Source organism: Rothia nasimurium (genome assembly GCF_035916755.1).
Classification (GTDB): Bacteria; Actinomycetota; Actinomycetes; order Actinomycetales; family Micrococcaceae; genus Rothia.
This window is the reverse complement of record NZ_JAYWIX010000010.1, coordinates 1-23,596: the sequence shown is the minus strand read 5'-3', so window position 1 is coordinate 23,596 and position 23,596 is coordinate 1. Positions and strand designations below refer to the sequence as shown.

Genomic DNA, 23,596 nt, shown 5'->3' with positions numbered 1-23,596 from the left:
TTCTCGCTTCTCTCGTACGGGGCCCGTTCACCGACCGTGCAGGTCGGGGTGGGCATACTTAACTACCAGTTTACCGCCAACCGGCGGGGTGTGTACCCCGCCTTAAAGAGAGGACGCCGGCACCCACTCCCCTGCCCTTGGGCAGGTAGGTGGGGGCCGGCGTCCGCGCAGAAAATTCTGCGAAAGCCTAAGACCTTAGAGACCCAGGGCGGTGTACCAGGCCAGCTTGGCCTGGCCCAGGTCGTTGAGCTCGGCGGTCATGAAAGCGGTGCCCTTGGTCCAGACCAGGGTGCCACCTTCGAACTGCTGGGTCACGATGGTGGTGCCGTTAGCGGTTGCCTCGGTTGCTTCAGCAACGGGGGCACCGAGCATGGTCATTTCGTTCCAGATGTTCCAGTTACCGCCGTTAGCCCAGTCGTTGTAGGAGGAGAAACGGCCGCGGTCAGCTAGGTTCAGTGCCTCGGTCAGGGCTGAGGACTCAACGGGCTTGGCACCTGCCAGGGGCTTGCCCTGAGCGTCAGCCTTGATGTAAACAACCTTGTTGGCGTCCACGCGCAGTTCTAGGACCTGCTGTAGGGGAATGAACTTGGCTGCTGACCAGTCGTAGGTAGTGTCGATTTCGGTGCCGGTAGCGGTGCGATCCATCAGGCCTTCACCCCAGGTAACGGGGGAAGCGGTGGTCTGGTTGTCCCAGTTGATGCAGGTACCGTAGTCGTCGTACTGGATGAAGTAGTGGGAGATTACCGCGGTGCCGGTGGAGAACAGGGCGTAACCGTGATCATCCCAGGTGACGGGGGTGGAGCAGTTCTCAGCGGTGGTGTTGTAGAAGAGGGCGCGCAGTTCCAGGGCACCGGTCTTCCAGTGCTTGGTGTACTCGTTCTGGTAGAGGTAGGTGCCGTACTCTGCGGGCTGAGCCAGGTAGGCTGCGAGCGCATCGGTGTTGATCATGAGCGCACGATCCTGGGCGATGGAGTAGATGGCTGAGACGTTGCCGCCGAAGTCCTGGGTTACCAAATCTGCGGTTGCCTTGGTCAGCTCGCCACCGGTTTCAGCAACAGCTACACCGTTGGCAGCGGCAACCGCGCGGGCATCGGCAATCTTATTGGCTGCATCACCAAAATTGGTATCTACAGGGCCCTCAGCCTCAACCGGAGCTTCGGGAGCTACAGGGGTTTCGGGAACGACCGGAGCTTCAGGGTCAGCCGCGCGAGGAGTAGGTACAAAGGGGGTCTCAGCCTCAACAGGGGCCTCAGGCTCAGCCGGGGTTTCGGAGGCTTCGGGCTCAGCAGGAGCTACCGGAGTCTCGGGCAGCACGGGGGTAGCTTCAACCACAGCATTGTTGGTGAAGCAGGCGCGGGTCTTGGAGCGCTCTGCCTGCCAGGCCTTGGCCTCAGCTGAGTTGAGGTTGATGTAGGAGCCTGCCTGGGTGTTTTCATCCAGCACGACGAGCCAGCGGGTCTTGCTGTCGTGGGTAGTGATGGAGAGGCCGCAGTGACTGTGCTTCCAGGGGGCTGATTCGGCGTTGCCGAACTTTTCGGTGCCGCCGGCCTTCATGAAGGCTTCGCCTGCTGCGCCGGTGATTGCCTGCACGCCGCCGTACTTACCCTGGGTGACTACACCGTTTTCGAAGGTCTGCTGGGTAGCGCCGTTGGTAAAGGTCTGCTGCTCGCCGGTTGCTGCACCGAGAACGTCCTTGTTCTTTTCCCAGTAGGCGCCGATGGGGGTGGTGGTGTCTACGGTCACGGCTTCTGCGGCGAAGGCGCCGGGGGCCATGGTCAGTGAGAGACCGAGGAGGGTGGATACGCCAAGAGGTGTACGGAGGCTCTTCAATGTTTTCCCTAAAAGTTCGTGGTGATCTGAGTGCTCTGCGCCTGAAATGGTGGGTGGGGTTTCAGACCTGCGATGCAGAGTAAAAAGTGTGCATGCTCAAAATTACCAGCTTATGCCCAGGGAAGAAACCGACCGTTTGGGGGACATATGTGGCCCCACTGGGGGATATCCCTGTTCAAAACAGGACGGTTGCAAAAGTTGAACGCTGCTGCCAGCCCGTTGCGGCGTAGAGCGCGCGGGCGGGGGCGTTGTAGCCGTTGACGTAGAGGGAAAGGTGGGGGAAGCGCTGGCGAATCAGGTGGCAGGCCTGTGCTAGGAGCACGGGGGCTAGGCGCTGACCGCGGTAGGCCGGGTGTAGCCAAACCCCCTGAAGCTGGCAAGTGGAGTCGTGGGCAAGACCCAGGTCAGTTTTAAAAATGACCACGTTCTCACTGTTGACGGCCACCAGGGTGCGGCCGGTACGAGTGAGTTCGTCGATACGGCGAGTGTAGCCTGCAGGGTCACGCGTCATGGGGTCGTAGCCGACTTCTTCGGTGAACATGGCAACGGATGCCCGTAGCAGGCTGGGCCTGTCGTCGGTTCGAGCCCAGCGAACCGGCTCTGTGATAGCGGGGGCATCAAGGGAGGGGCGGGCCAGGGGCGCGCGGACGAGCTCGCTCAGGTCAGCAGTCACGGGCAACTCCAGAAGGGGCTGGTTTTCCCGCACGTCAAAGGGGGTGGGCATGCGCGAAGCGAGGTGTGACCAAATTCCCATGACCGGTTCGCGGTGACCAAAGATGGAGCCGATGCGCCGGTTGTGCCGCCAGATATAGGCTGCAACCTGCCGCTGGTAGGGTTCGGGCACCGTCAGCGGTACACAGTTAGCGCCCAGCCAGAAGGCCCCCACCAGGCAGTAGCGGGGTTCACGCTGCTGGGGAGCCGGGGTCAGGGTCTCAGCTAGGCCCGGCATGGGGGTTGCCGTGCGGTCAAGGGGCTCTGCGAAGTGGGCTCCCGCCGAGCGTCCTACCCGGGCTCCGGTCATAGACCATAAGCCGTCGAGGGCGGTTTTGACTCGCGTTGGTAGCCGCTCCCCCACTGGCAGGGTCAGGCCGGACGCAGGAGCCGCGGGGGTAGCGCCCTTGGGCCCCGCCTCACCGGGGACTTCGCGGGGCACAAAGACGCCCATAAAACCGTGAGGAGTTTTGAGCGAGGTCAGGGCGCTGGGGGCTGGCAGACCGAAGTGGTGCAGGTGCTCGGCGGCAAAGAGAAAGCCCACCGGGTCCGACTCAATCATGGTTTCAAGTTCCGCCCGGTCATCGTTGGTGAGGGGGCGGATCAGGGCATCTTCTGCCCTGCGGGAGAAACGTGAAAAGACGGTCACGGTGGGCTTTTCTTTAGCTGTTTAGGAGACTGAAACGGTGGGTTCGCCTGAAAGGTCAATTTCGCCGCGTTCTTCCATCTCACGGGCGATGCGGTTGGCCTCTTCAATCAGGGTCTGCACGATGTCTTCTTCGGGCACGGTCTTGATGACCTCACCTTTGACGAAGATCTGGCCCTTGCCGTTGCCCGAAGCTACACCCAGGTCGGCCTCGCGGGCTTCGCCGGGGCCGTTGACGACGCAGCCCATGACGGCCACGCGCAGGGGCACCTTCATGCCTTCAAGGCCCTTGGTGACGTTCTCAGCCAGTTCCCACACGTTCACCTGGGCACGACCACAGGAGGGGCAGGAAACGATATCGAGCTTGCGGGGGCGCAGGTTCAGGGACTCAAGAATCTGGGAGCCGACCTTGACCTCTTCAACCGGGGGCGCAGACAGGGAAACGCGGATGGTGTCGCCAATGCCCTCTGAAAGCAAGGCGCCGAAGGCAGTTGCTGACTTAATGGTGCCCTGGAAAGCGGGGCCTGCTTCGGTGACGCCCAGGTGCAGGGGCCAGTCACCGGCAGCAGCTAGCTGGCGGTAGGCCTCAACCATAATGACGGGGTCGTTATGCTTAACCGAAATCTTGAAGTCCTGGAAGCCATGCTCCTCAAAGAGGGAAGCCTCCCACACCGCTGATTCGACAAGCGCCTCAGGGGTCGCCTTACCGTACTTTTCCAGCAGACGCTTATCGAGCGAACCGGCGTTCACACCGATACGAATCGAGGTGCCGTGGTCCTTAGCGGCTGCGGCAATTTCCTTGACCTGGTCATCGAACTTACGGATATTGCCGGGGTTCACGCGCACAGCGCCGCAGCCAGCTTCGATAGCTGCAAAGACGTACTTGGGCTGGAAGTGAATATCGGCAATAACGGGAATCTGGGACTGCTTAGCGATAATGGGCAGGGCTTCTGCGTCCTTATCGGTGGGGCAGGCAACGCGCACGATATCGCAACCAGCTGCAGTCAGCTCGGCAATCTGCTGCAGGGTCGCGCCAATGTCGTGGGTTTTGGTGGTGGTCATGGACTGCACCGAGATAGGAGATTCTGAGCCAACACCTACGCTACCGACCTTAAACTGGCGGGTTTTACGGCGCGGAGCCAAAACGGGCGGCGGAGCAGCGGGCATTCCAAGGGCGACCGAGGTCAAATCTTCCTCCAAAGGTTCTTTGGCGGTGCGGTCATTGCGCACCTGTTCAACTATCTATTGTGCCACGCTTCAGCTCAAAGAGCGGTTGAGCTAAGGCACACAAGGGCGGGGAGGGCGGGGCAGGATGCCCTCTAGCCGACTAACCTTCTTGAGCTCGCGCTGGGGCGCTCGCTCAATTCATGCCAGCCCCAGCCAGTCGGCTGCGAGGGCATCCTACCCCACCTACTCAGCTCCTAACCTACTCGGCTCCTAGAACACGCTCACCGGCTTGAAGATATCGGCGGCTACGAGAATCACGGTCATGAGCAGGAAGGCTCCTGCTACCAGGTAGGTCAGGGGTAGCAACTTGACAGGGTCAAAGGGGCCGGGGTCGGGCCGTCCGAGCAGCTTGGCGGTCTTGCGGCGGAAGCCCTCCCAGAGGGCGCCCAGAACGTGCCCGCCATCGAGAGGCAGTAGGGGGATAAGGTTGAAGGCAAAGAGCATGAGGTTCATTTGGGCTACCAGGGATACCAGGGAGGCTGCCTTATCGCGCAGAATAATCTGGTCGTGGGCGGCAATTTCACCGGCGATGCGGCCCACGCCCACGACTGAGACCGGGCTGTTGGCGTCGCGCTCGCCGTTGGTGACCAGGGTGACGGCTACCCCGTAGACGCGGGCGGGCAGCTTGATGAGGGTGGCCCCGATGCGTTGTAGGGACTCCCCTACTGTAGGCAGCACCTCGCCAATGGTTCCGGGGGTTAGTTCGCTGGTGGGTCCAATGCCGATGAAGCCGACCTCCTGAGTCTGGTAGCTTCCGTCGGAGTTGGTGAGGTAGGTTCCAGTGAGTTCATCGTAGATAGGGCGCACGGTCAGCATGGGGGTGATGGTGAGCTCTAGGCTCTGCCCGGCGCGTTCAACGGTAAAGGGCACCTCGGTATCAGCATTAGTGCGAATCAGTTCGGTGAGCTGGTCCCAGCTGGTGATAGTCTGCCCGGCGAAAGAGGTAATGGTGTCCCCGGGTTGCAGCCCTGCTGCGTTGGCAGGAGATTGGGGGTCTTCGGCTCCGCACTCGATGGAGTTAGCGGTATTGGCGTTGGTGGAGTCCACGGTTTGTACACACTGGGCAACGGTCTGGACGCTGGCGGTCGGCTGGTAGGAGCCAAAGCCGGTCACGAGCACCGCGGTTGCCACCACACCGATGAGCAGGTTCATGAAAGGCCCGCCCAGCATAATGATGATGCGCTTATAGACCGGCAGCTGGTAGAAGAGCCTGTCCTGGTCTGCCTCGGTGATGCGTTCGGCGTCTGCCGCCCTTGCCTCACGGGCAAGCTGCTGGAGGGGGCTGGTGCCGCCTGCGCGTCCGTCCGCTCCGTCTTTGCCGGGCGGGTACATGCCAATCATCGAGATGTAGCCGCCTAAGGGCAGGGCCTTGAAGCCGTACTCGGTTTCGCCGCGCCGCCAGGAGAAGAGGGTCTTGCCGAACCCGATCATGTACTGGGGTACGCGCACGCCAAAGAGTTTGGCGGGCACCAGGTGGCCCAGCTCGTGCAGGGCGATAGAGGCGGCGATAGCTAGGGCCATCAGCACTACACCGACGATAAAAAGTAGGACGGTCACGCGGGGGTGCTCCTTGTAGATGCGGCGCCCGTGGTGGTTGGGCAGGTCACCTGCCAGAGTACGTCATGAGGCTGGGAGCTGTCGCCTTAGATGGCCTTGGAGTTTGCCCACAAAGAGGGAAGGTGAGCAGGGCTTTGGGGTGGTTCCTACCTTTACTTTTGGGTCAAAAAGGCCTTTACGTCACAAAGTGTCAAAGAGGGGATTTCTGGGCCTCATCTAGGCTGCGGTAAGTGCTCAAAAAGTGAACAAAAGCCCTCAATACCCGCTCTGATTAGTGTAAATATAAACCATTAGTGCACCACAGTGTTTTTAAGCATCTGCTATACCTATTTTGTTTTACCGGGCAAACTGGGCAGAATAAAAGAAGAAAGCGCGCCGCCTCAGCAAAGGCGCCACCCCATCACTTCACGAGGAGCACTCATCATGACTGCACAGGTTGAAGCCCCCGCAACGGGAGTCTTTGTCAACGAACAATCCGCCACCGCCTGGGAAGGCTTCACCCCAGGCCCCTGGCAAGACAGCATCGACGTGCGCGGCTTCGTCCTTGCAAACTACACCCCCTACGAAGGCGACGCCGCCTTCCTCGCCGGGCCCACCGACAAGACCCTGCGCATCTGGGACACCCTCGAAAAGAACTACCTCTCCGTCGAACGCAAAAACCGCGTCTACGACGTCGACACCCACACCCCCGCCGAAATCGACGCCTTCCCCGCAGGCTACATCTCAGACGACGACAACGTCATCGTCGGCCTCCAAACCGACGTACCCCTCAAGCGCGCCATGATGCCCAACGGCGGCTGGCGCATGGTCGAAACCGCAATCCGCGAAGCCGGTAAAGAACCCGACGAAAACATCAAGAAAATCTTCACCGAATACCGCAAGACCCACAACGACGCCGTCTTCGACATCTACACCCCCCGCATCCGCGCTGCCCGCTCCTCCCACATCATCACCGGCCTACCCGATGCCTACGGCCGCGGCCGCATCATCGGCGACTACCGCCGCGTAGCCCTCTACGGCGTCGACAACCTCATCGCCGACAAAGAACGCGCCAAGCACGCCGTTGCCGACGCAGGCTTCTCAGAGCACTGGGCCCGCTACCGCGAAGAACACTCAGAACAGATCAAAGCCCTCAAGCGCCTCAAGAAAATGGCAGCCCTCTACGGCTTCGATATCTCCGGCCCCGCCCGCACCGCCCAAGAAGCCGTGCAGTGGACCTACTTCGCCTACCTGGCCTCCGTCAAATCCCAAGACGGCGCTGCCATGTCCATCGGCCGCCTCTCCGGCTTCCTCGACGTCTACTTTGAACGCGACCTCGCCGCCGGCCTCATCACCGAAACCGACGCCCAGGAAATGATCGACGCCCTCGTCATCAAACTCCGCATCGTCCGCTTCCTCCGCACCATCGACTACGACCAGATCTTCTCCGGCGACCCCTACTGGGCCACCTGGTCCGACGGTGGCTTCGCCGACGACGGCCGCACCCTCGTCACCAAAACCTCCTTCCGCCTGCTGCAGACCCTCCGCAACCTAGGCCCCGCCCCCGAACCCAACATCACCATCTTCTGGGACGAAAACCTACCCACCGGCTACAAGGAATTCTGCTCCGCCATCTCCATCGAAACCTCCTCCATCCAATACGAATCAGACCCCCAGATTCGTGAACAGTGGGGCGACGACGTCGCCATCGCCTGCTGCGTCTCCCCCATGAAAATCGGCAAGCAGATGCAGTTCTTCGGCGCCCGCGTCAACGCCGCCAAAGCCCTGCTCTACGCCATCAACGGCGGACGCGACGAGATGACCGGCAAGCAGATTGTCGAAGGCTACGAGCCCATCCAGGGCGACGGCCCCCTCGACTTTGACGAAGTCTGGCTCAAGTACGAAGAAATGCTCGACTGGGTCATCGCCACCTACGTTGAAGCCCTCAACATCATCCACTACAGCCACGACAAGTACGCCTACGAATCCATCGAAATGGCTCTGCACGACTCAGACATCATCCGAGCCATGGGCTGCGGCATCGCCGGCCTCTCCATCGTCGCCGACTCCCTCGCCGCCATCAAGTACGCCACCGTCACCCCCGTCCGCGACGAAACCGGCCTCATCGTCGACTACATCACCGAAGGCGACTTCCCCGCCTACGGCAACGACGACGACCGCGCCGACGACATCGCCGCCACCATCGTCCACACCGTCATGGAGAAGATCAAAGCCATCCCTCTCTACCGCGACGCCATCCCCACCCAGTCGGTGCTAACCATCACCTCCAACGTGGTCTACGGCAAGGCAACCGGTAACTTCCCCTCCGGTCACCGTGCAGGCACCCCCTTCTCCCCCGGCGCCAACCCCGAAAACGGCATGGACACCCACGGCATGGTCGCCTCCATGCTCTCGGTCGGCAAGCTGGACTACGAAGACGCCCTCGACGGCATCTCCCTAACCAACACCATTACCCCCACCGCCCTCGGCCGCACCAAGGAAGAACAGGTCACCAACCTGGTCGGAATCTTGGACGCAGGATTCATTCCTGAAGAGGACTAAAACTACAGAACGGCTCCCCAGGTTCGCGCTCGCTGCCGACCCTCTCACCTGGTTCGCTTCGCTCACAAGGCGATTCACGCCAGCCACCGAGCCAGCAGCTTCGCTGCGAACCTGGGTTGCCGCACTATTTCAATCAACTCACCACTAAGGAGAACATCATGGCCGTCAAGACCTACGAAGAGCGCCTCGCTTCCATGAAGGCAAACCGCGCCAACAAGACCGCCCCCAAGGGCCTCTACCACGCAAACATCAACGTCCTTAACCGCGAAACCCTCGAGGACGCCATGGAGAACCCCGACAAGTACCCCAACCTGACCGTCCGTGTCTCGGGCTACGCCGTCAACTTCGTGCGCCTCACCCGCGAACAGCAGCTCGACGTACTCTCACGCACCTTCCACCACGGAGCCTAGTGATTCTTCATGTCACTTGATATCTCTCACGAGATAACCGATACCGCCGGCGAGCTAGCATTTGCTCCGCCGGCGGACCGGCATTCCGGGGCAGGAACCTGGGGCCTGGGCGAACTCACCGAACTCGAACGCTCCGCCCAACTCAAACTCATGCGCGAAGGGCAACTCGGCTCCGTGCACTCCTGGGAACTGGTCACCGCCGTCGACGGGCCCGGCACCCGCATGACCATCTTCATGAACGGCTGCCCCCTGCGCTGCCTCTACTGCCACAACCCCGACACCTTCAACATGAAGGACGGAAAACCCGTCATGGCAGCCGACCTCATCAAAAAAATCAAGCGCATGCGCAAAGTCTTCAAAGCCACCGGCGGGGGCATCACCATCTCAGGCGGCGAAGTTCTCATGCAGCGCCCCTTCGCCGAGAACATCCTCATGAGCGCAAAATCCCTCGGAATCCATACCTGTATCGATACATCGGGCTTCCTCGGGGCCCACGCCTCTGACGAGTTCCTCGATAACGTTGACCTGGTGCTACTCGATGTGAAGTCAGGCGCTGAAGAGGTCTACCGAGAGCTCACCGGCCGCGCCCTGCAGCCCACCATCGACTTTGGGGACAGGCTCTCAGCCCTCGGCAAGAAAATCTGGATCCGCTTTGTGCTGGTACCCGGCTACACCGACGCCCCCGACAACATCGAAAAGGTCGCCGATATCGTCTGCCGCTGGCGCAACGTCGTTGAACGTGTTGAGGTGCTGCCCTTCCACCAGATGGGCACCGACAAGTGGGAGTCCCTGGGCTACGACTACAAGCTCAAGGACGTGCACCCGCCCAGCAAAGAAGCCACCGAATCCGCCCGCGACATCTTCCGCGCACGAGGCCTCACCGTTTTCTAGGCTGCATTCATCAAACGATGCCCCCCTTGTTTCTCTCTTTACCCCATGGATTATCTCGGGGTGAAGAGAGAAACGAGGGGGTCATCTCTTTAGACACGCCTATACGGGGTCTAGGCCTGCCCTAGGATCTCGTTGGCACGGGTGCGGGCCCAGCGTTCAGCCTCCAACACCGTGTCCAGAGTCAGAAAACCAGATTCGGCCAGGGCCGATGAACTCGCGTGCTCATCGAGCACCCGCCCGGTCGTCTCAATCATGTCGGTAAAACGAATAGCGCCGACGTGGAAGGCAGCAACCGCCTCCTCATTCGCCGCGTTGAAGACCGCCGGGAAGGTACCGCCCCGCTGGCCCGCCCGCTTAATCATCTCCACCGCCGGGAAGGCCTTGTTATCCAGGGGCTCAAAAGTCCACTCGGTAGCCTGCGACCAGTCGCAGGGCTGCGCGATACCCGGAATACGGTGGGGCCAGGTTAGCCCCAAGGCAATGGGCAGCAGCATGGTGGGCGGGGACGCCTGAGCCAGGGTCGAGCCGTCCACAAACTGCACCATAGAATGCACCACCGACTGGCGGTGAACCGTCACATCAATACGGTCCAGGTCAATGCCAAAGAGGTGGTGGGCCTCCAGCACCTCCAGGGCCTTATTGACCATAGAGGCCGAGTTGGTGGTCACCACCAGCCCCATATCCCAGGTGGGGTGGGCTAGAGCCTGCGCCGGTGTTACCTCCCGCAACTGCTCGTAGGTCATGCCCCTAAAGGGCCCACCCGAGGCAGTCAGCACCAGCCGGTCAATCTCCCGGTCGGTGCCCGATGCTAGAGCCTGGGCCAGAGCAGAATGCTCAGAATCCACCGGAATCATGGGCTGGTCCAGGGGTGAGGCGTCCACGGCGGCCTTAACCAGCTCGCCACCGGCAATCAGCGATTCCTTGTTAGCCAGGGCCACCTGGGAGCCTGCCTGCAGGGCAGCCAGGGTGGGTTCCAGGCCGATAGAGCCCGTGATGCCGTTGAGCACCACATCCGCCCCGGCGCGGGCTGCGGCGGTGGCGGCGTCCTTGCCCCACTCAATCTGGGGGCTGTAGCCCGGCGCCAGCTCAGCCAGCAGCGAGCGCAGGGTGGCAGCGTCCGATTCGGTGCCGCTGGTAGCGACCAGGTGCGGACGCAGGCGGGCGGCCTGCTCTGCCAGAAGGGGCAGGGAGCGGGAGCCAGCTGAGAGGGCGGTGACGAGCACGGGAGCGTCGTCGCTGCCGGTGGAGGTCCCTGCCAGAGAATTGAGGTGGTCGATGACCTGCACGCCCTGGGTGCCGATGGACCCGGTGGAGCCGAGCAGGGTGACCGTCCGCCCACCTATCAGGAAGTCTGCTAGCTGGTCGGTGAGGGTTTCGCGGGAGGCGCCGAAGCGCTGAGTTGAGCCAAATCGCATGATTCTATGTTCTCACAGGCCCTAGTTGCCCTCGAAGAAGGCCCGCAGGGCGGCCCGCTGGGCAGCTTCAAGTTCGCGGACGACCGGGGCTGTGGGCTTCAGGCCGGGGGCGTCGTGGTACATGCCGGGTACCTCATACAGGGTGCTTTCGACCCCGGCGGCCAGCAGGCGCTGGTGGTAGGAGGAGTTCTCGGCGTAGAAGAGGTCGATATCGCCTACGCTAATCCAGGTTGCCGGTAGGCCCGCCAGGTTGTGGCGGCGGGCAGGGGCGGCGTAGTCGGGCAGGGAAGCTGCGCCCGCGCGTCCGCCCAGGTAGGTATTCCAGGCCAGTTTGTTATCGAGGGCGGTCCAGAGCCAGCGGCCCTGGCCGGGCTGGGCGGGTCGGTCGGTGCGGTCATCGAGCATGGGGTAGGCCAGTAGTTGGAAGCCGACCGGGTGGCCGGTATCCAGGGCTTTTTGGGCCAGGGAGGCAGCCAGGCCGCCACCGGCGCTAGAACCTGCCAGGGCAATCTTGGCGGGGTTGATGCCGTACTTTTCAGCGTGGGTCTGCAGCCAACGCAGGGCGGCGTAGCAGTCGTCAAGGTCGGCGGGGAAGGGGGCCTCACCGGCGTTGCGGTACTCAACGGAGAGGACGGGCACGCCCAGGTCGGCAGCCAACTGGGAGACTTTTGCCTGGTCGGGGCCCGTGGAACCGAGCACGTGCCCGCCCCCGTGAATCCAGAGCACTGCCCCGTCGTACTGGCGGTGCTCGGGCAGGTTGAGGTAGCAGGGCAGGCCACCGGGTAGGTCGGGCTGGGCCACATCGACCATCTCGACGCGGACGCCGGGGGCCGGGGGCGCAACGACGGCAAAGGCGCGCTGGGGCTCGCGCTTCAGGCGTCCTTTCAGGGCAACGTAACCGGGGCGGGGTGCGATAAAGAGCTTCCAGTGGCGGAGCTCCGGGTGAACGTACTTGTGCTGCTGGTAGCCCCAAAAGGCAAAGTGACCGGCGGTGGCGAGGGCGAGCCCACCGGCTAAGGTGGTGAGGGTGCTTTTCTTCATACCTTAAGTTTTACACCCCGGTAGGTACCATCTAGGTCAGAAAAACCCACCTAGTTGATGGTCATTTCTGACCTAGATGGTACCTACCCCTTTTAGCCGACGATGTCGAAGCTCTGCAGTTTCTTCTTGCTAGCCTTACCGCCGCTATTCTGCAGGCCCAGCAATTCGGCGTAGATACCACCGGAGGCCGCCAGCTCAGCAGGGCTGCCCACCTCATCAATCCGCCCCTCCTTGAGGGTGACGATACGGTCTACCGTTGCGATGGTCGAGAGACGGTGGGCAATGATGAGGGAGGTTCGGCCCTCCATCAGCTCTTCCAGTCCCTTCTGCACGGCCCGCTCGGCCTTGGTGTCCAGGGCGCTTGTAGCTTCGTCAAGAATCAGGATCGGGGCGTCCTTGAGCATGGCCCGGGCAATAGCGATACGCTGCTTCTGGCCGCCCGAGAGCTTCAGGCCGCGCTCACCGATCAGCGACTCGTAGCCGTCCGCAAACTTTGAGATGAAATCGTGGGCGTTCGCCTTAGTGGCAGCCTCGATGATCTGCTCCCGGGTAGCGTCGGGGCGGCCGTAGGCAATATTCTCGGCAATAGTGCCCGAGAAGAGCGAGGCGTCCTGGAAGACCATGCCAATCAGCGAGCGCACCTGCGCCAGGTCGCTACCGGCAATATCCATGCCGTCCACCAGCACCCGGCCTTCACGCGGGTCATAGAGACCTTCAAGCAGGGCCATGAGGGTCGACTTACCCCCGCCGGACTCCCCCACAAAGGCAATACGCTCACCACGCTTCACCGCCAGATCAATCCCGTGCAGCACATCTGCTTCCCCCTCGTAGCCGAAAGTTACGCCCTCAAAGCGGACGAGTTCGGCCCCGGGTTCAGCGGTGAGGCTGGCGGCAACGGCATCAGTAGCGGAATCCGGACGCGCCCCGGCAGCCCCGGCGGTAATGGCCAGGGCGCGGGCGTCTGACTGCCGTTCCATGACCTCAAAGTAGTCCTTAGAACCGGCAATAGCGCGCTGGGCGGTGTCGACAATCCAGGAGAGCGAATTGATGGGAGCAACCGCCATAGCCAGAAGCTGAATGAGCAGCACCATGTCGCCGATGGTGAAGTCCCCGGCCAGGGTGCGCAGGAAAATCAGCAGGTAGAGGGCGAAGAAGATGAGGTTGAGGAAGGAGAGCCGGGCAACGTCCATAGCGTGCCAGAACTTAGACTGGGCGCGGGTGAGCCCGATGGTCTTTTCGAAACGACCACCGAAATCAGTGAGTTCCCGGCGCTCGCGGCCGAAGGACTTGACCACGCGAATCTGCCCGATAACTTCGGCAAAGCGGCCGGATGCGATGTCGATATTCTCGTTCTTCTCGCCTTCCCAGACCTGCCATTTTTCGCTGGTTTTGCTGGTGAGCCAGAAGTAGACCGGGAAGATGATAATGAGCAGCAACCCCAGGGGCCAGTAGTAGATGGAGCTAATCACAATCACCGAGACAGTAGTGAGTACCAGGGAGATGAAGGTGTTGCTCATGGTCTTGACGAAGTTGGTGACTTCGGTGATGGAGCGGTTGAGCCGGGCTATGATGGTGCCGGTCAGCTCGGTATCGAAGTAGGACAGGGGCAGGGAGAGCAGTTTCTCGTAGTAGCGCACCGACAGAATGGTGCGCATGCGCTGGCTCATCACGTCCCCGATGTAGCCGCCGATATTGGTGGTCAGAACGCTCACCAGCTGGGCTACCAGGTAGGCGGCCGCGAACCAGGCGATGGCTGTGCCGGTGGTGGGGGCTGAACCGTTCAGGTGCCCCACGACGGCATCGGTTGCCCCCGAAATAATGAAGGGAGCCAGCAGGGAGGTTGCGCTGGTAAGTACCGCACAGATGATGATTCCTACGAAGTAGGGCCATAGCTCTTTTGTGGCTCTAACGATTCTGGCGATGCTTTTCATGAAGGTCCCTACCTGCCGGTGTTCTTGTGGTGCCCCACTACCCTACCGCCGGCGTCCGCCCGCCTGGTTGAGGGAGCAGTGTTCTTTTGCCCACGCGGGTAGCACAAAGCCCCGGTGGGCGCCTGCTTTGATGCGAGGACGTCCGCCGGGGCTTGGGTGCTTAGAGTTAAGCTACTAGGGCTTAGGCCTTGTTCTTGGTGATGGCACCGTAAATCCAGAGGACCAGCAGTGAGCCTACAACGGCGGTGAAGAGGGTGCCGATACCGACGCCACTGCTCATACCGTCTGAGAGGAAGGGCAGGAAGGAACCAAGCCAGCCGCCGAGCATAGCACCTACGATACCGAGCACCATGGTGACCAGGATGCCACCACCCTGCTTACCGGGCATAATCAGCTTTGCGATAGCGCCAGCAAGAAGACCAATAATAATCCAACCGAAAATTGACATGTTTTCCTTTTTTCGTAAGTATCGAGGCCAAAGCCTCGATTTATTCAGTGTGCTTCTAGTTTATATCAGATTCCAAGATAAAGCTAAGCAAGCTACAAGTGTGCTGGCTTACCATTTCCCCGTGTTACACCCTCAACCCCACACAGAAGCCCCCACCACCGACAAACCCTGCTATGGGCTGCCAGTAATGGGGGCTTACAGCAGACACAAACCTACCGGTTCTTAGTGGTCAATAGCTCCTTCTGCACCGACGCCGGTGAGGGAACGAACTTCCATCTCAGCCTGCTTGATTTCATCTTCCTTATCACCACCGAGTGAGCCCAGGAAGCCCAGCAGGAAGGCGGCAGGGATAGCTACGATACCGGGGTTAGCCAGGGGGAACCAGGCGAAGTCAGCACCGGCAATCATAGAGGTCTCAGCACCGGACATCACCGGAGAGAAGATGATGAGGACAACGGAGATACTCAGACCACCGTACATAGACCAGAGGGCACCGCGGGTCTTAAAACCCTTCCAGAAGAGGGAGTAGACGATGGTGGGCAGGTTAGCCGAGGCAGCTACCGCGAAGGCCAGGGCCACCAAGAAGGCTACGTTCTGCCCCTGGGCGCCGATACCACCTGCAATGGACAGCAGGCCGATAACCACCACGGTGGTTTTTGCTACGCGGATTTCCTTGGCAGGGTCAGCGTTGCCCTTGCAGATAACGTTGGTGTAGATATCGTGGGCGAAGGAGGCGGACGCGGTAATCGCCAGACCCGCAACCACAGCCAGGATGGTTGCGAAAGCAACCGCCGCGATAACACCCATCAAGAGGGAGCCACCCAGTTCAAAGGCCAGCAGGGGGGCTGCCGAGTTGACGCCGCCGGGAGCCGCCTTGATGGCGTCCGCACCCACCAGGGCTGCAGCGCCGAAGCCGAGCAGCAGGGTAAAGAGGTAGAAGAGGCCGATCAGTACGATAGCCCAGACCACCGACTTACGGGCCTCCTTAGCGGTAGGAACGGTGTAGAAACGCATGAGTACGTGGGGCAGGCCAGCTGCGCCGAAGACCAGGGCCAGGGAGAGGGAGATGAAGTCCAGCTTGGTCAGGTCATTCAGGCCGTATTTGAGGCCGGGCTCAAGAATCTTCTCGTTACCACCGGAGGTTTCAACCGCAGCACCGAGCATGGCGGAGAAGTTGAAGCCGTAGATTGCCAGAATCCAGACGGTCATAATGGCAACACCAGAGACCAGCAGAACAGCCTTGATAATCTGCACCCAGGTGGTGCCCTTCATGCCACCAATTAGAACGTAAACAATCATGAGTACACCCACGATGATGATGACCAGTGACTGGCCAGCCTTAGAGCTAATACCCATCAGCAGGGAAACCAGGGCACCTGCACCGGCCATCTGGGCCAGCAGGTAGAAGAGGGTAACAGCCAGGGTTGAGATACAGGCGGCAATTCGGACAGGGCGCTGGCGTAGGCGGAAGGAGAGCACATCTGCCATGGTGAACTTACCGGTGTTACGCAGGGGCTCAGCCACCAGTAGCAGGGCCACCAGCCAGGCAACCAGGAAGCCGATGGAGTAAAGGAAGCCGTCATACCCCTGCAGGGCAATAGCGCCCACAATACCGAGGAAGGAGGCCGCCGAGAGGTAGTCACCCGCGATAGCCAGACCGTTCTGGGTACCGCTAAAGGAGCGGCCACCAGCGTAGTAGTCAGCTGCGGTCTTGTTGTTCTTAGAGGCGCGAAGCACCACCACCATGGTAGCCAGCACGAAGGCCCCGAACACCGCCATGTTCACCCAGGGGGTGCCCACGGTCTGAGTGCTAGCTTCTGCAGCCAGCAGAGTTCCTGTTGACGTCATGAGATTCACCCCTTAGTGAGTCTTGTGGGCGTAGTGCCCTGATTCAATGTCAGCGCGAAGGCTGCTCGCGCGCGGGTCAAGCTTCTTATTGGCAAAAGCCACGTACCAGCCAGTGATGGTGAAGGTGGTAACGAACTGCAAAAGGCCAAGAATAATGCCGATATTGACGTTGCCCAGCACCTTGGTTGCCATGAAACCGGGGGCATACACCGCCAGAATCACATATAGCAAGTACCAAACCAAGAACGCCACAGTCATGGGGAAAACGAAGGACCTGTGGGTTGCGCGAAGCTCTTTAAACTCGCCACTCTTCTGGGCGGCCCGGAAGTCGACATGCTCAGCGTCGATAACGGGCTGGTGAGACTCTGGTGATGTGTGTGCCATCACTACCTCCTTTGTGTAACTGAAAACACATTAGCCTGTTATCTACGTTACATACAAGTGTCTGGACTAAAAAGTGCGGACCACCTGAAATATTTCAGGTGGTCCGCACAATTTAGCTTTTCTTCGCTTACTGGGCTGTATCGTTGAGGTACTCGATTGCTCGATCCAAGAAAGCATCAACCTGGGTTTCCTCGTAGCAGAGGTCCCCCGTCGCCGGGCTAAAAGCTGCTGCCCTGATATCAGCGGGGGTGAGCGCGTCCGCCCCCTCGAGGTGGGCAAGGAGACGATCGCAGAGAGCATCAACTTCCTTAGTGAAGTAGCCCTTGGTCAGCCTCTTGGCAGGTCTACGGAAGCGTTGCCCGGCCGGACGCTCTAGGCGCCCGAGCAGCAACTCTCGCAGTTCCTGCACTGCCTGATCCCAGGGCCCCTGCCCGTAGCGCTGCACGTACAGGTAGCGTTCCAGCTCACAGAAGCGGTCCTCAACCTTGTCGAGGGCTGCATCCACGTCGTCCGGAGCGTAGCCGCCCTTCTCTGGCTCAAAAACCGCCTCGCGCACTGTGCGTGAGGTGTGCACGTCCGCACCCAGCTCAGCGCCTGAGAGCATTAACTCATAATCATCGGCCAGGCGGGTGAAAAAGGAGTCCACGGCAGCCACCGAGTACCCCTTCTCATGGGAGTCAACCCGGCGAAACTCACCGGACGATTCAGCCTGATGTTTCATTGAGCCTCCAATATCGAGCAGTGCCACCCTAGAAAAGGGCTGAAAGCACCGAGAAAATCACGTAGCCGATAGCAATAGCAAAGACGATGGAATCTAGGCGGTCCATCACGCCACCGTGGCCGGGCAGGATATTCGACATGTCTTTAATGCCGATTTCACGTTTGACCATGGACTCCCCCAGGTCACCTGCCGTTGAGGCGACCACCAGGAAGATAGCTACAACCAGGCCATACCACCAGGGATCCCCGATGAAGAGGGAGCAGATAATGCCCACGATAATCGAGCCCACCATCGACCCGACAAAGCCCTCCCAGGTTTTCTTGGGAGAAATCTTGGGGGCCATAGGGGTCTTACCCCATTTAACGCCAGCAATGTAGCCCCAGGTGTCGTTACCGATGGCCATGAGCAGGATCATGAGCACCTTACCGGGGCCTGATTCTTCGCGGTAGAGCAGCAGGGCCAGGGAAATCATGAAAGGCACCCAGGACATCACGAAGATGGATCCCATAATCGACATAATCATGCCGTCGCGGTCCCCCACAATACGCCAGCCAATCAGCACCAGGATTGAGGCGACCACCGTAAAGATTAGCCATGGTCCGCCCCCGTAGTAGGCTGCAAAGGGCATCACGAATGCGGTGGCAACGGCAGGGATAACGGGGATTCCCATACCGCGCTTCTGGTTTAGCCCGTGGCAGACCTCCCAGGTGCCTACTGACACGGCAGCAGCCGCCAGGAGCACCAGGATGAGGGGAACAAAAAACAAACCCACCGCCAGCAACGCGCCCAGCACGAGGCCGACGGTGATGGCGGCGGGTAGGTTCCTGCCGGCTTTAGAGGCCTGGGGCTGCTGTTCTTGAAAGTGAACAGTCATGCGGTATTAGACCTCGAGCAGTTCAGCTTCCTTGGACTTCAGCAGCGCATCAACGGTGTCGATGTGCTTCTTGGTCAGGGCGTCGAGTTCCTTTTCGCCGCGTGCGCCCTCGTCCTCCCCGATTTCGCCGTCCTTGACCAGCTTGTCGAGCGCGGTCTTGGCATGGCGGCGGGTGTTGCGCACAGCAACGCGGCCTTCTTCGGCCTTGTGGCCTGCCATCTTGATGTATTCCTTGCGACGCTCTTCGGTCATTTCGGGCATAACGACGCGCACGACGTTGCCGTCGTTGGCGGGGTTAGCGCCGAGGTCGGAGTCGCGGATTGCCTTTTCGATGGCACCCAGGGCACTCTTGTCGTAGGGGGTGATCAGGACGGTGCGAGCTTCGGGGGTCTGGAAGGACGCCAGCTGTTGCAGGGGGGTGGGGGCACCGTAGTAGTCTGCGGTGAGGTTTGCGAAGAGGGCAGGGTTGGCGCGGCCGGTGCGGATTGAGGCAAATTCGTTCTTGAGGGCCTCGACGGACTTGTCCATCTTTTCGCCGGCTTCGAGCAGGGTTTCTTCAACCATCTGTTGTTAGTCCTTTAGGGTTGTGCCCGTCAGTGGGCGCTGTATAAGTAGTCTCTATCTAGTCTAGTGGGCTTGAGGCCTTTAGGCAGTAACCAAGGTGCCAATCTCCTCGCCGAGAATGGCGCGAGCTACATTTCCCTCTCCCTGCATACCGAAGACGCGCATGGTGACGTTGTTGTCCTTGCAGAGGGAGAAGGCGGTCTGGTCCATGACGCGGATATTGCGCTTCAGGGCTTCGTCGTAGGTGAGCTTGTAGAGGCGCTCGGCATTGGGATCTTTGTTGGGGTCGGCGGTGTAGATCCCGTCCACGCCATTCTTGGCAACGAGAACCTCGTCAGCGTGGATTTCGAGGGCACGCTGGGCCGAGACGGTATCGGTGGAGAAGTAGGGCAGGCCTGCGCCGGCGCCGAAGATGACGACGCGGTCTTTTTGCATGTGGCGGATGGCGCGGCGGGGGATGTAGTTTTCTGCGACCTGCTGCATGGAGATGGCTGACTGGACGCGGGTGTCGATGCCGGCCTGCTCGAGGAAGTCCTGCAGGGCAAGAGAGTTCATGACAGTGCCCAGCATGCCGATGTTGTCGGCGCGGGAGCGGTCCATGCCGGCTTCCGAGAGCTCTGCGCCGCGGAAAAAGTTGCCGCCGCCAACGACGACTGCAACTTCGACCTGGCCGATGGTTGAGGCAATCTGTTCTGCGATGCCGCGGACGACCTCGGTGGAGATGCCAACTTCACCGCCGCCGAAGACCTCACCGGAGAGCTTGAGTAGGACGCGGCGACGGCCGGTGTCGTCGCGGTGGATGGTTCTGGTTGACTCTGCCATGGTGGCCCTCCTGAAAAAGGTCAAAATTTTTTTGCGGCATCCGTTGCGCGCTTTGTTTCTAGCATACGGCAAAGGGGAGCCCCTGTGCGGGGCTCCCCTGAGCTATGAGCTTTTTTGGTGCTCAATCACACCTGACGAGTATTAGGCGCCGACGCGGAAACGCTCGAAAGCGGTTGCGGTTGCACCGTTCTCCTCGAGAACTGCAGCTACAGACTTTGATGAGTCCTTGGCGAAGTCCTGGTCGAGCAGGGTGTTTTCCTTGTAGAAAGCCTTGAGCTTACCCTCAACGATCTTGGGGATAATCTGCTCGGGCTTGCCTTCGCCGCGTGCGGTTTCTTCAGCAACGCGCTTCTCGGCCTCGATGTCCTCAGCTGAGATGGAGTCTGAGTTGAGGTACTTGGGGCTCATTGCAGCGATGTGAACGGCTACGTCGTGAGCAACTTCCTCGGTGTTCTCGCCAGCTACTGCAAGCAGAACGCCAACCTGTGCGGGCAGGTCCTTGGAGGTCTTGTGCAGGTAAACTGCAACGTTCTCGCCTTCAACGCGAGCTACGCGGCGAACAACGATCTTTTCGCCGAGCAGGGCGCCTGCTTCGGTGGTGAGTTCGTCGACGGTCTTACCTTCGTAAGAAGCTGCCTTGAGTTCTTCCAGGGTGGAAGCGTTAGCGGCAACTGCTGCTTCGAGGACGTCGTTACCGAACTTGATGAAGGGCTCGGACTTAGCAACGAAGTCGGTTTCTGAGTTAACTTCAATCATGAAGCCAACGCCGTTTTCTACGCGTGCAGCTACGAGGCCTTCTGCGGTTGCACGGCCTTCGCGCTTGGTGACGCCCTTGAGGCCCTTAACGCGGATGATTTCCATTGCCTTCTGCTGGTCGCCGTTGGCCTCGTCGAGGGCCTTCTTGACGTCGAGCATGCCTGCGCCGGTCTTTTCGCGCAGAGCCTTGATGTCGGCTGCGGTGTAGTTCGCCATGGTGAACTCCTTATATTTTGAACAGATTAGGGAAATCTATTGGGCTCTTACCGGTGGCACCGGCAAGAAAGGTGAGAACGGCACCCACCGAATGTGGGCGGGTGCCGTTTCTCTTATGAGGCTTTACTTAGCTTCTTCAGCGGGTGCTTCTGCCTTAGCAGCTTCGTGCTGCTCAAGCAGTTCGCGCTCCCATTCAGCCATGGGCTCTTCAGAAGCGTTAGCTGACTTGCCGGCCTTCTTGTTTTCGCGTTCCAGCAGACCTTCAGCAACTGCGTCCGCGATGACGCGGGTGAGCAGGTTGACGGAGCGGATTGCGTCGTCGTTGCCGGGGATGGGGAAGGAAACCTCGTCGGGGTCGCAGTTGGTGTCGAGGATAGCGACTACGGGGATGCCGAGCTTCTGAGCTTCGTCAACAGCCAGGTGTTCCTTCTTGGTGTCAACAACCCAGATCAGTGAGGGAGCCTTGGTGAGGTTGCGGATACCACCGAGGGTCTTCTCGAGCTTCTCGTGCTCCCGGCGCAGAAGCAGCAGTTCCTTCTTGGTGAACTGTGAGCCTGCGACGTCGTCGAAGTCAATCTGCTCAAGTTCCTTCATGCGCTCGATGCGCTTTGAGACGGTTGCGAAGTTGGTGAGCATACCACCGAGCCAGCGGTGGTTAACGTAGGGCATGTTCACGCGGGTAGCCTGCTCAGCGATGGCTTCCTGAGCCTGCTTCTTGGTACCAACGAACAGAACGGTGCCGCCGTGAGCAACGGTTGCCTTAACAGCTTCGTATGCCTGGTCGATGAAGGCCAGTGACTGCTGCAGGTCGATGATGTAGATGCCGTTGCGCTCGGTGAGGATAAAGCGCTTCATCTTGGGGTTCCAGCGGCGGGTCTGGTGACCGAAGTGGACACCTGAGTCGAGAAGCTGGCGCATAGTTACGACGGGCATGTCGTCTCCTTATGTATTAGGGGTGCCGGGCGGGCCCCTGATTCCAGGCTAGCTCCGCTCCGCGCATAGTAGTTATCGGTTTACATGTGGAGCGTGTGGGCAAAAAGCCCGCTCCCCTGGTAACGCTCAGACTTTTTCGTTGGAGTGACGAATCTGTCTCAGACCTTCACCGGCCTGTGCCGGACCGAAAGTTCCTTATCAACTAGAGGCTAGTTGCTTCGCGTTACGCGACGTCAGATCCCGGGTGAAACTCGCATGAACGGCTCACCAAGGAGGGGTCTCTATGTAAAGGGATTCCCCTTGCCCTCAGTCTGCCTGTTTTGGGCAGGGCGCAGGGGCAAACTGCAATCAACAACTATACCGCATTATTGGGCTTTAATCACCGGGGTTTTGGCTCTTGTGGTGGCAGGTTTCCAGTGGTAAAGATGGAAGCAACCTACGGTTGGCGCCACCTGGGGTAAGGGGCGGGCACCGACCGAAAGGTTTTTGTCGTGTCTTTTCTTCTATCGTTCTCCAGAAGGCTTATGAGGTTTCTGGGGGTTTGTTGCTGTGCTCTGCTTTTAGTAGGGGCAACAACCCCGCTAGCGATTGCGGGGCGGACGCCACCCTGGCAGGCCCCAGTGGAGGGGCAGCTTACCGTGGTTCGGGGCTTTGAGAAGCCAGCTGCCCGCTGGGCTGCTGGGCACCGCGGCGTTGACCTCGCGCTGGGGCCGGGCGGGAACGTCCTTGCCCCGTTTGAGGGTGAGGTAGTTTTTGCCGGCACCGTGGTGGATCGGCAGGTACTCACCCTTGAGCACCCGGACGGGCGGCGGTCGTCCTTTGAGCCGGTGAGTGAGCCACTTCCCGTGGGCACCCGCGTGCAGGCGGGTGACGTCATCGCCCAGCTAGATTCTGAAATTCAGCACTGTGCCCCCAGATTCTGTCTGCATTGGGGAGTACGAGAACCAGCTCCTGGCTCTGAAACAGCGCGCAGGGGGCTCGATTACACGAACCCCCTGCTACTTCTAGGGCTTGAAGGCCCTAGCGTGCTACTACCTATTGGCGATGATTTTGCGGCCTAGCGGACTCGTTCTACCCCACCAGCCTCAGTCCACCGCAACTCAACACCACTAGAAAATTTCAGGGTTACGCTACCATCAGCCTGCACAGTCTCATCAGTCGTGGGGAAACCCAGGGTGCTGGTATAGCCATTATTAACCCAATACCAATAAAGCGCACCATGAGCAGCAACCTTACGAGTACCCGTAGCCGGTGACCAAACCAACCTAGTCTCCCAACCATTCTGCGCCCTAAACACCTGCTGCGCACCCCCAGGAATAGCCTCTTCATCAGTAAGCGGGAAACCCAGAGTAGTAGCATGCCCCAAACCTACCCAACGACTAAAAATAGCACCCTTGCCGTTCATCGTCCGTGTTCCGGTAGCAGGTGACCAGTAGAAACGAGTTTCTTTCCCATTGAGGCGGAAGGTCTGACGTACCCCGTAAGCGTAAGCACCCTCATCCTCACCAGGGAAACCGTAGGTGCCAGTGCCACCCTCGCGAGTAAAGCGTCCACCGATACCACCGGCCTCCCACACCACATGAGTACGATGATGCTCAGGAGTCCAATAAAAAGCAAACCGACGCCCATCAGCAAGAGCAAACTTCTGCATCACACCACCAGAAATAGCAGTCTCAGCAAAAACCGGGTACCCATACCCGTTCTCATAACCACCAGCACGGTACCTTGCACCAATACCACCTGAGAAATAAACAGGGTAGGCCCCGGTGCGCGGGGTCCAGTAGATAGTGTAGTTCTTTGCAAAAGTCTGGCCTACACCACCATCACGCA

The 23,596-nt window shown here is 60.0% G+C and carries 21 protein-coding genes; 4 read left to right on the top strand and 17 right to left on the bottom strand.

Translation table 11 applies throughout. The features are described from left to right. Positions 1 to 195: 195 nt before the first annotated feature. The 4 genes from VSX42_RS10725 to VSX42_RS10710 all read right to left on the bottom strand — a co-directional run bounded on the left by VSX42_RS10725 (position 196) and on the right by VSX42_RS10710 (position 5,971). Positions 196 to 1,830: a hypothetical protein gene (locus tag VSX42_RS10725; RefSeq protein ID WP_326504259.1), complete on the bottom strand. Its 1,635-nt coding sequence runs from the start codon at positions 1,828 to 1,830 to the stop codon at positions 196 to 198. Positions 1,831 to 2,005: 175 nt separating this feature from the next. Beyond that, a complete protein-coding gene (locus VSX42_RS10720; protein ID WP_326504258.1) occupies positions 2,006 to 3,190 on the bottom strand; it encodes a GNAT family N-acetyltransferase in 1,185 nt (394 codons plus the stop codon). Positions 3,191 to 3,211: 21 nt separating this feature from the next. Beyond that, the gene (gene ispG, locus VSX42_RS10715; RefSeq protein WP_185173294.1) at positions 3,212 to 4,375 is read right to left on the bottom strand and encodes a flavodoxin-dependent (E)-4-hydroxy-3-methylbut-2-enyl-diphosphate synthase; all 1,164 of its coding nucleotides are present in this window, start codon (positions 4,373 to 4,375) and stop codon (positions 3,212 to 3,214) included. A gap of 249 nt (positions 4,376 to 4,624) precedes the next feature. Further along, a complete protein-coding gene (locus VSX42_RS10710) occupies positions 4,625 to 5,971 on the bottom strand; it encodes a site-2 protease family protein (protein ID WP_326504257.1) in 1,347 nt (448 codons plus the stop codon). A gap of 423 nt (positions 5,972 to 6,394) precedes the next feature. Here VSX42_RS10710 and VSX42_RS10705 point away from each other — a divergent pair, with 423 nt between their 5' ends. The 3 genes from VSX42_RS10705 (at position 6,395) to pflA (ending at position 9,813) form a co-directional block, all read left to right on the top strand. Continuing rightward, on the top strand, positions 6,395 to 8,512 hold the full coding sequence (locus tag VSX42_RS10705; RefSeq protein ID WP_326504256.1) for a pyruvate formate lyase family protein: 2,118 nt from the start codon (positions 6,395 to 6,397) through the stop codon (positions 8,510 to 8,512). A 158-nt stretch (positions 8,513 to 8,670) separates the two neighbouring features. Next, on the top strand, positions 8,671 to 8,922 hold the full coding sequence (grcA2, locus tag VSX42_RS10700; RefSeq protein ID WP_083093496.1) for an autonomous glycyl radical cofactor GrcA2: 252 nt from the start codon (positions 8,671 to 8,673) through the stop codon (positions 8,920 to 8,922). Between the two features lie 9 nt (positions 8,923 to 8,931). Further along, on the top strand, positions 8,932 to 9,813 hold the full coding sequence (gene pflA / locus VSX42_RS10695) for a pyruvate formate-lyase-activating protein (RefSeq protein WP_326504255.1): 882 nt from the start codon (positions 8,932 to 8,934) through the stop codon (positions 9,811 to 9,813). Between the two features lie 110 nt (positions 9,814 to 9,923). Here pflA and dxr read toward each other — a convergent pair whose 3' ends face one another. The 12 genes from dxr to rpsB all read right to left on the bottom strand — a co-directional run bounded on the left by dxr (position 9,924) and on the right by rpsB (position 21,766). Next, positions 9,924 to 11,156, bottom strand: coding sequence for a 1-deoxy-D-xylulose-5-phosphate reductoisomerase (dxr, locus tag VSX42_RS10690; protein ID WP_326504282.1), 1,233 nt, complete (start codon positions 11,154 to 11,156; stop codon positions 9,924 to 9,926). A 93-nt stretch (positions 11,157 to 11,249) separates the two neighbouring features. Continuing rightward, the gene (locus VSX42_RS10685; RefSeq protein ID WP_326504254.1) at positions 11,250 to 12,269 is read right to left on the bottom strand and encodes an alpha/beta hydrolase; all 1,020 of its coding nucleotides are present in this window, start codon (positions 12,267 to 12,269) and stop codon (positions 11,250 to 11,252) included. 92 nt (positions 12,270 to 12,361) lie between these two features. Then, positions 12,362 to 14,200, bottom strand: coding sequence for an ABC transporter ATP-binding protein (locus VSX42_RS10680; protein WP_326504253.1), 1,839 nt, complete (start codon positions 14,198 to 14,200; stop codon positions 12,362 to 12,364). 181 nt (positions 14,201 to 14,381) lie between these two features. After that, on the bottom strand, positions 14,382 to 14,648 hold the full coding sequence (locus VSX42_RS10675) for a GlsB/YeaQ/YmgE family stress response membrane protein (RefSeq protein WP_326504252.1): 267 nt from the start codon (positions 14,646 to 14,648) through the stop codon (positions 14,382 to 14,384). 222 nt (positions 14,649 to 14,870) lie between these two features. Further along, the gene (locus VSX42_RS10670; protein ID WP_326504251.1) at positions 14,871 to 16,496 is read right to left on the bottom strand and encodes a cation acetate symporter; all 1,626 of its coding nucleotides are present in this window, start codon (positions 16,494 to 16,496) and stop codon (positions 14,871 to 14,873) included. A gap of 12 nt (positions 16,497 to 16,508) precedes the next feature. Then, positions 16,509 to 16,880, bottom strand: a complete 372-nt coding sequence (locus tag VSX42_RS10665) for a DUF485 domain-containing protein (RefSeq protein WP_326504250.1) — start codon at positions 16,878 to 16,880, stop codon at positions 16,509 to 16,511. A 127-nt stretch (positions 16,881 to 17,007) separates the two neighbouring features. Then, the gene (locus tag VSX42_RS10660; RefSeq protein WP_326504249.1) at positions 17,008 to 17,601 is read right to left on the bottom strand and encodes a DivIVA domain-containing protein; all 594 of its coding nucleotides are present in this window, start codon (positions 17,599 to 17,601) and stop codon (positions 17,008 to 17,010) included. 28 nt (positions 17,602 to 17,629) lie between these two features. Continuing rightward, on the bottom strand, positions 17,630 to 18,475 hold the full coding sequence (locus VSX42_RS10655) for a phosphatidate cytidylyltransferase (protein ID WP_326504248.1): 846 nt from the start codon (positions 18,473 to 18,475) through the stop codon (positions 17,630 to 17,632). Positions 18,476 to 18,481: 6 nt separating this feature from the next. Next, entirely contained in the window at positions 18,482 to 19,039 is a 558-nt protein-coding gene (frr, locus tag VSX42_RS10650) for a ribosome recycling factor (RefSeq protein WP_185173305.1), read from the bottom strand. An 81-nt stretch (positions 19,040 to 19,120) separates the two neighbouring features. After that, positions 19,121 to 19,861 carry a UMP kinase gene (gene pyrH / locus VSX42_RS10645; protein ID WP_135012806.1) on the bottom strand — a complete coding sequence of 247 codons (741 nt, stop codon included), beginning with the start codon at positions 19,859 to 19,861 and terminating at the stop codon, positions 19,121 to 19,123. A gap of 141 nt (positions 19,862 to 20,002) precedes the next feature. Further along, positions 20,003 to 20,833 (bottom strand): translation elongation factor Ts, encoded by an 831-nt coding sequence (gene tsf / locus VSX42_RS10640; RefSeq protein WP_185173306.1) that lies wholly within the window; start codon positions 20,831 to 20,833, stop codon positions 20,003 to 20,005. 123 nt (positions 20,834 to 20,956) lie between these two features. Further along, positions 20,957 to 21,766: a 30S ribosomal protein S2 gene (gene rpsB, locus VSX42_RS10635; RefSeq protein WP_185173307.1), complete on the bottom strand. Its 810-nt coding sequence runs from the start codon at positions 21,764 to 21,766 to the stop codon at positions 20,957 to 20,959. A gap of 620 nt (positions 21,767 to 22,386) precedes the next feature. Between rpsB and VSX42_RS10630 the strand changes: the two genes are divergently transcribed. Continuing rightward, the gene (locus VSX42_RS10630) at positions 22,387 to 22,827 is read left to right on the top strand and encodes a M23 family metallopeptidase (RefSeq protein WP_326504247.1); all 441 of its coding nucleotides are present in this window, start codon (positions 22,387 to 22,389) and stop codon (positions 22,825 to 22,827) included. Here VSX42_RS10630 and VSX42_RS10625 read toward each other — a convergent pair. Next, a partial coding sequence (locus VSX42_RS10625) for an LGFP repeat-containing protein (RefSeq protein WP_418950800.1) occupies positions 22,824 to 23,596 on the bottom strand: 773 nt, incomplete at its 5' end. The genes VSX42_RS10630 and VSX42_RS10625 overlap by 4 nt on opposite strands.

Excerpts from the sequence above, each read along its gene's own strand:
- VSX42_RS10655 (WP_326504248.1), bottom strand. The coding sequence starts at position 18,475 with ATGACTGTTCACTTTCAAGAACAGCAGCCCCAGGCCTCTAAAGCCGGC.
- VSX42_RS10675 (WP_326504252.1), bottom strand. The coding sequence starts at position 14,648 with ATGTCAATTTTCGGTTGGATTATTATTGGTCTTCTTGCTGGCGCTATC.
- tsf (WP_185173306.1), bottom strand. The coding sequence starts at position 20,833 with ATGGCGAACTACACCGCAGCCGACATCAAGGCTCTGCGCGAAAAGACC.
- pyrH (WP_135012806.1), bottom strand. The coding sequence starts at position 19,861 with ATGGCAGAGTCAACCAGAACCATCCACCGCGACGACACCGGCCGTCGC.
- VSX42_RS10685 (WP_326504254.1), bottom strand. The coding sequence starts at position 12,269 with ATGAAGAAAAGCACCCTCACCACCTTAGCCGGTGGGCTCGCCCTCGCC.
- rpsB (WP_185173307.1), bottom strand. The coding sequence starts at position 21,766 with ATGCCCGTCGTAACTATGCGCCAGCTTCTCGACTCAGGTGTCCACTTC.
- frr (WP_185173305.1), bottom strand. The coding sequence starts at position 19,039 with ATGGTTGAAGAAACCCTGCTCGAAGCCGGCGAAAAGATGGACAAGTCC.
- VSX42_RS10680 (WP_326504253.1), bottom strand. The coding sequence starts at position 14,200 with ATGAAAAGCATCGCCAGAATCGTTAGAGCCACAAAAGAGCTATGGCCC.
- VSX42_RS10670 (WP_326504251.1), bottom strand. The coding sequence starts at position 16,496 with ATGACGTCAACAGGAACTCTGCTGGCTGCAGAAGCTAGCACTCAGACC.
- pflA (WP_326504255.1), top strand. The coding sequence starts at position 8,932 with ATGTCACTTGATATCTCTCACGAGATAACCGATACCGCCGGCGAGCTA.
- VSX42_RS10665 (WP_326504250.1), bottom strand. The coding sequence starts at position 16,880 with ATGGCACACACATCACCAGAGTCTCACCAGCCCGTTATCGACGCTGAG.
- grcA2 (WP_083093496.1), top strand. The coding sequence starts at position 8,671 with ATGGCCGTCAAGACCTACGAAGAGCGCCTCGCTTCCATGAAGGCAAAC.
- VSX42_RS10705 (WP_326504256.1), top strand. The coding sequence starts at position 6,395 with ATGACTGCACAGGTTGAAGCCCCCGCAACGGGAGTCTTTGTCAACGAA.
- VSX42_RS10660 (WP_326504249.1), bottom strand. The coding sequence starts at position 17,601 with ATGAAACATCAGGCTGAATCGTCCGGTGAGTTTCGCCGGGTTGACTCC.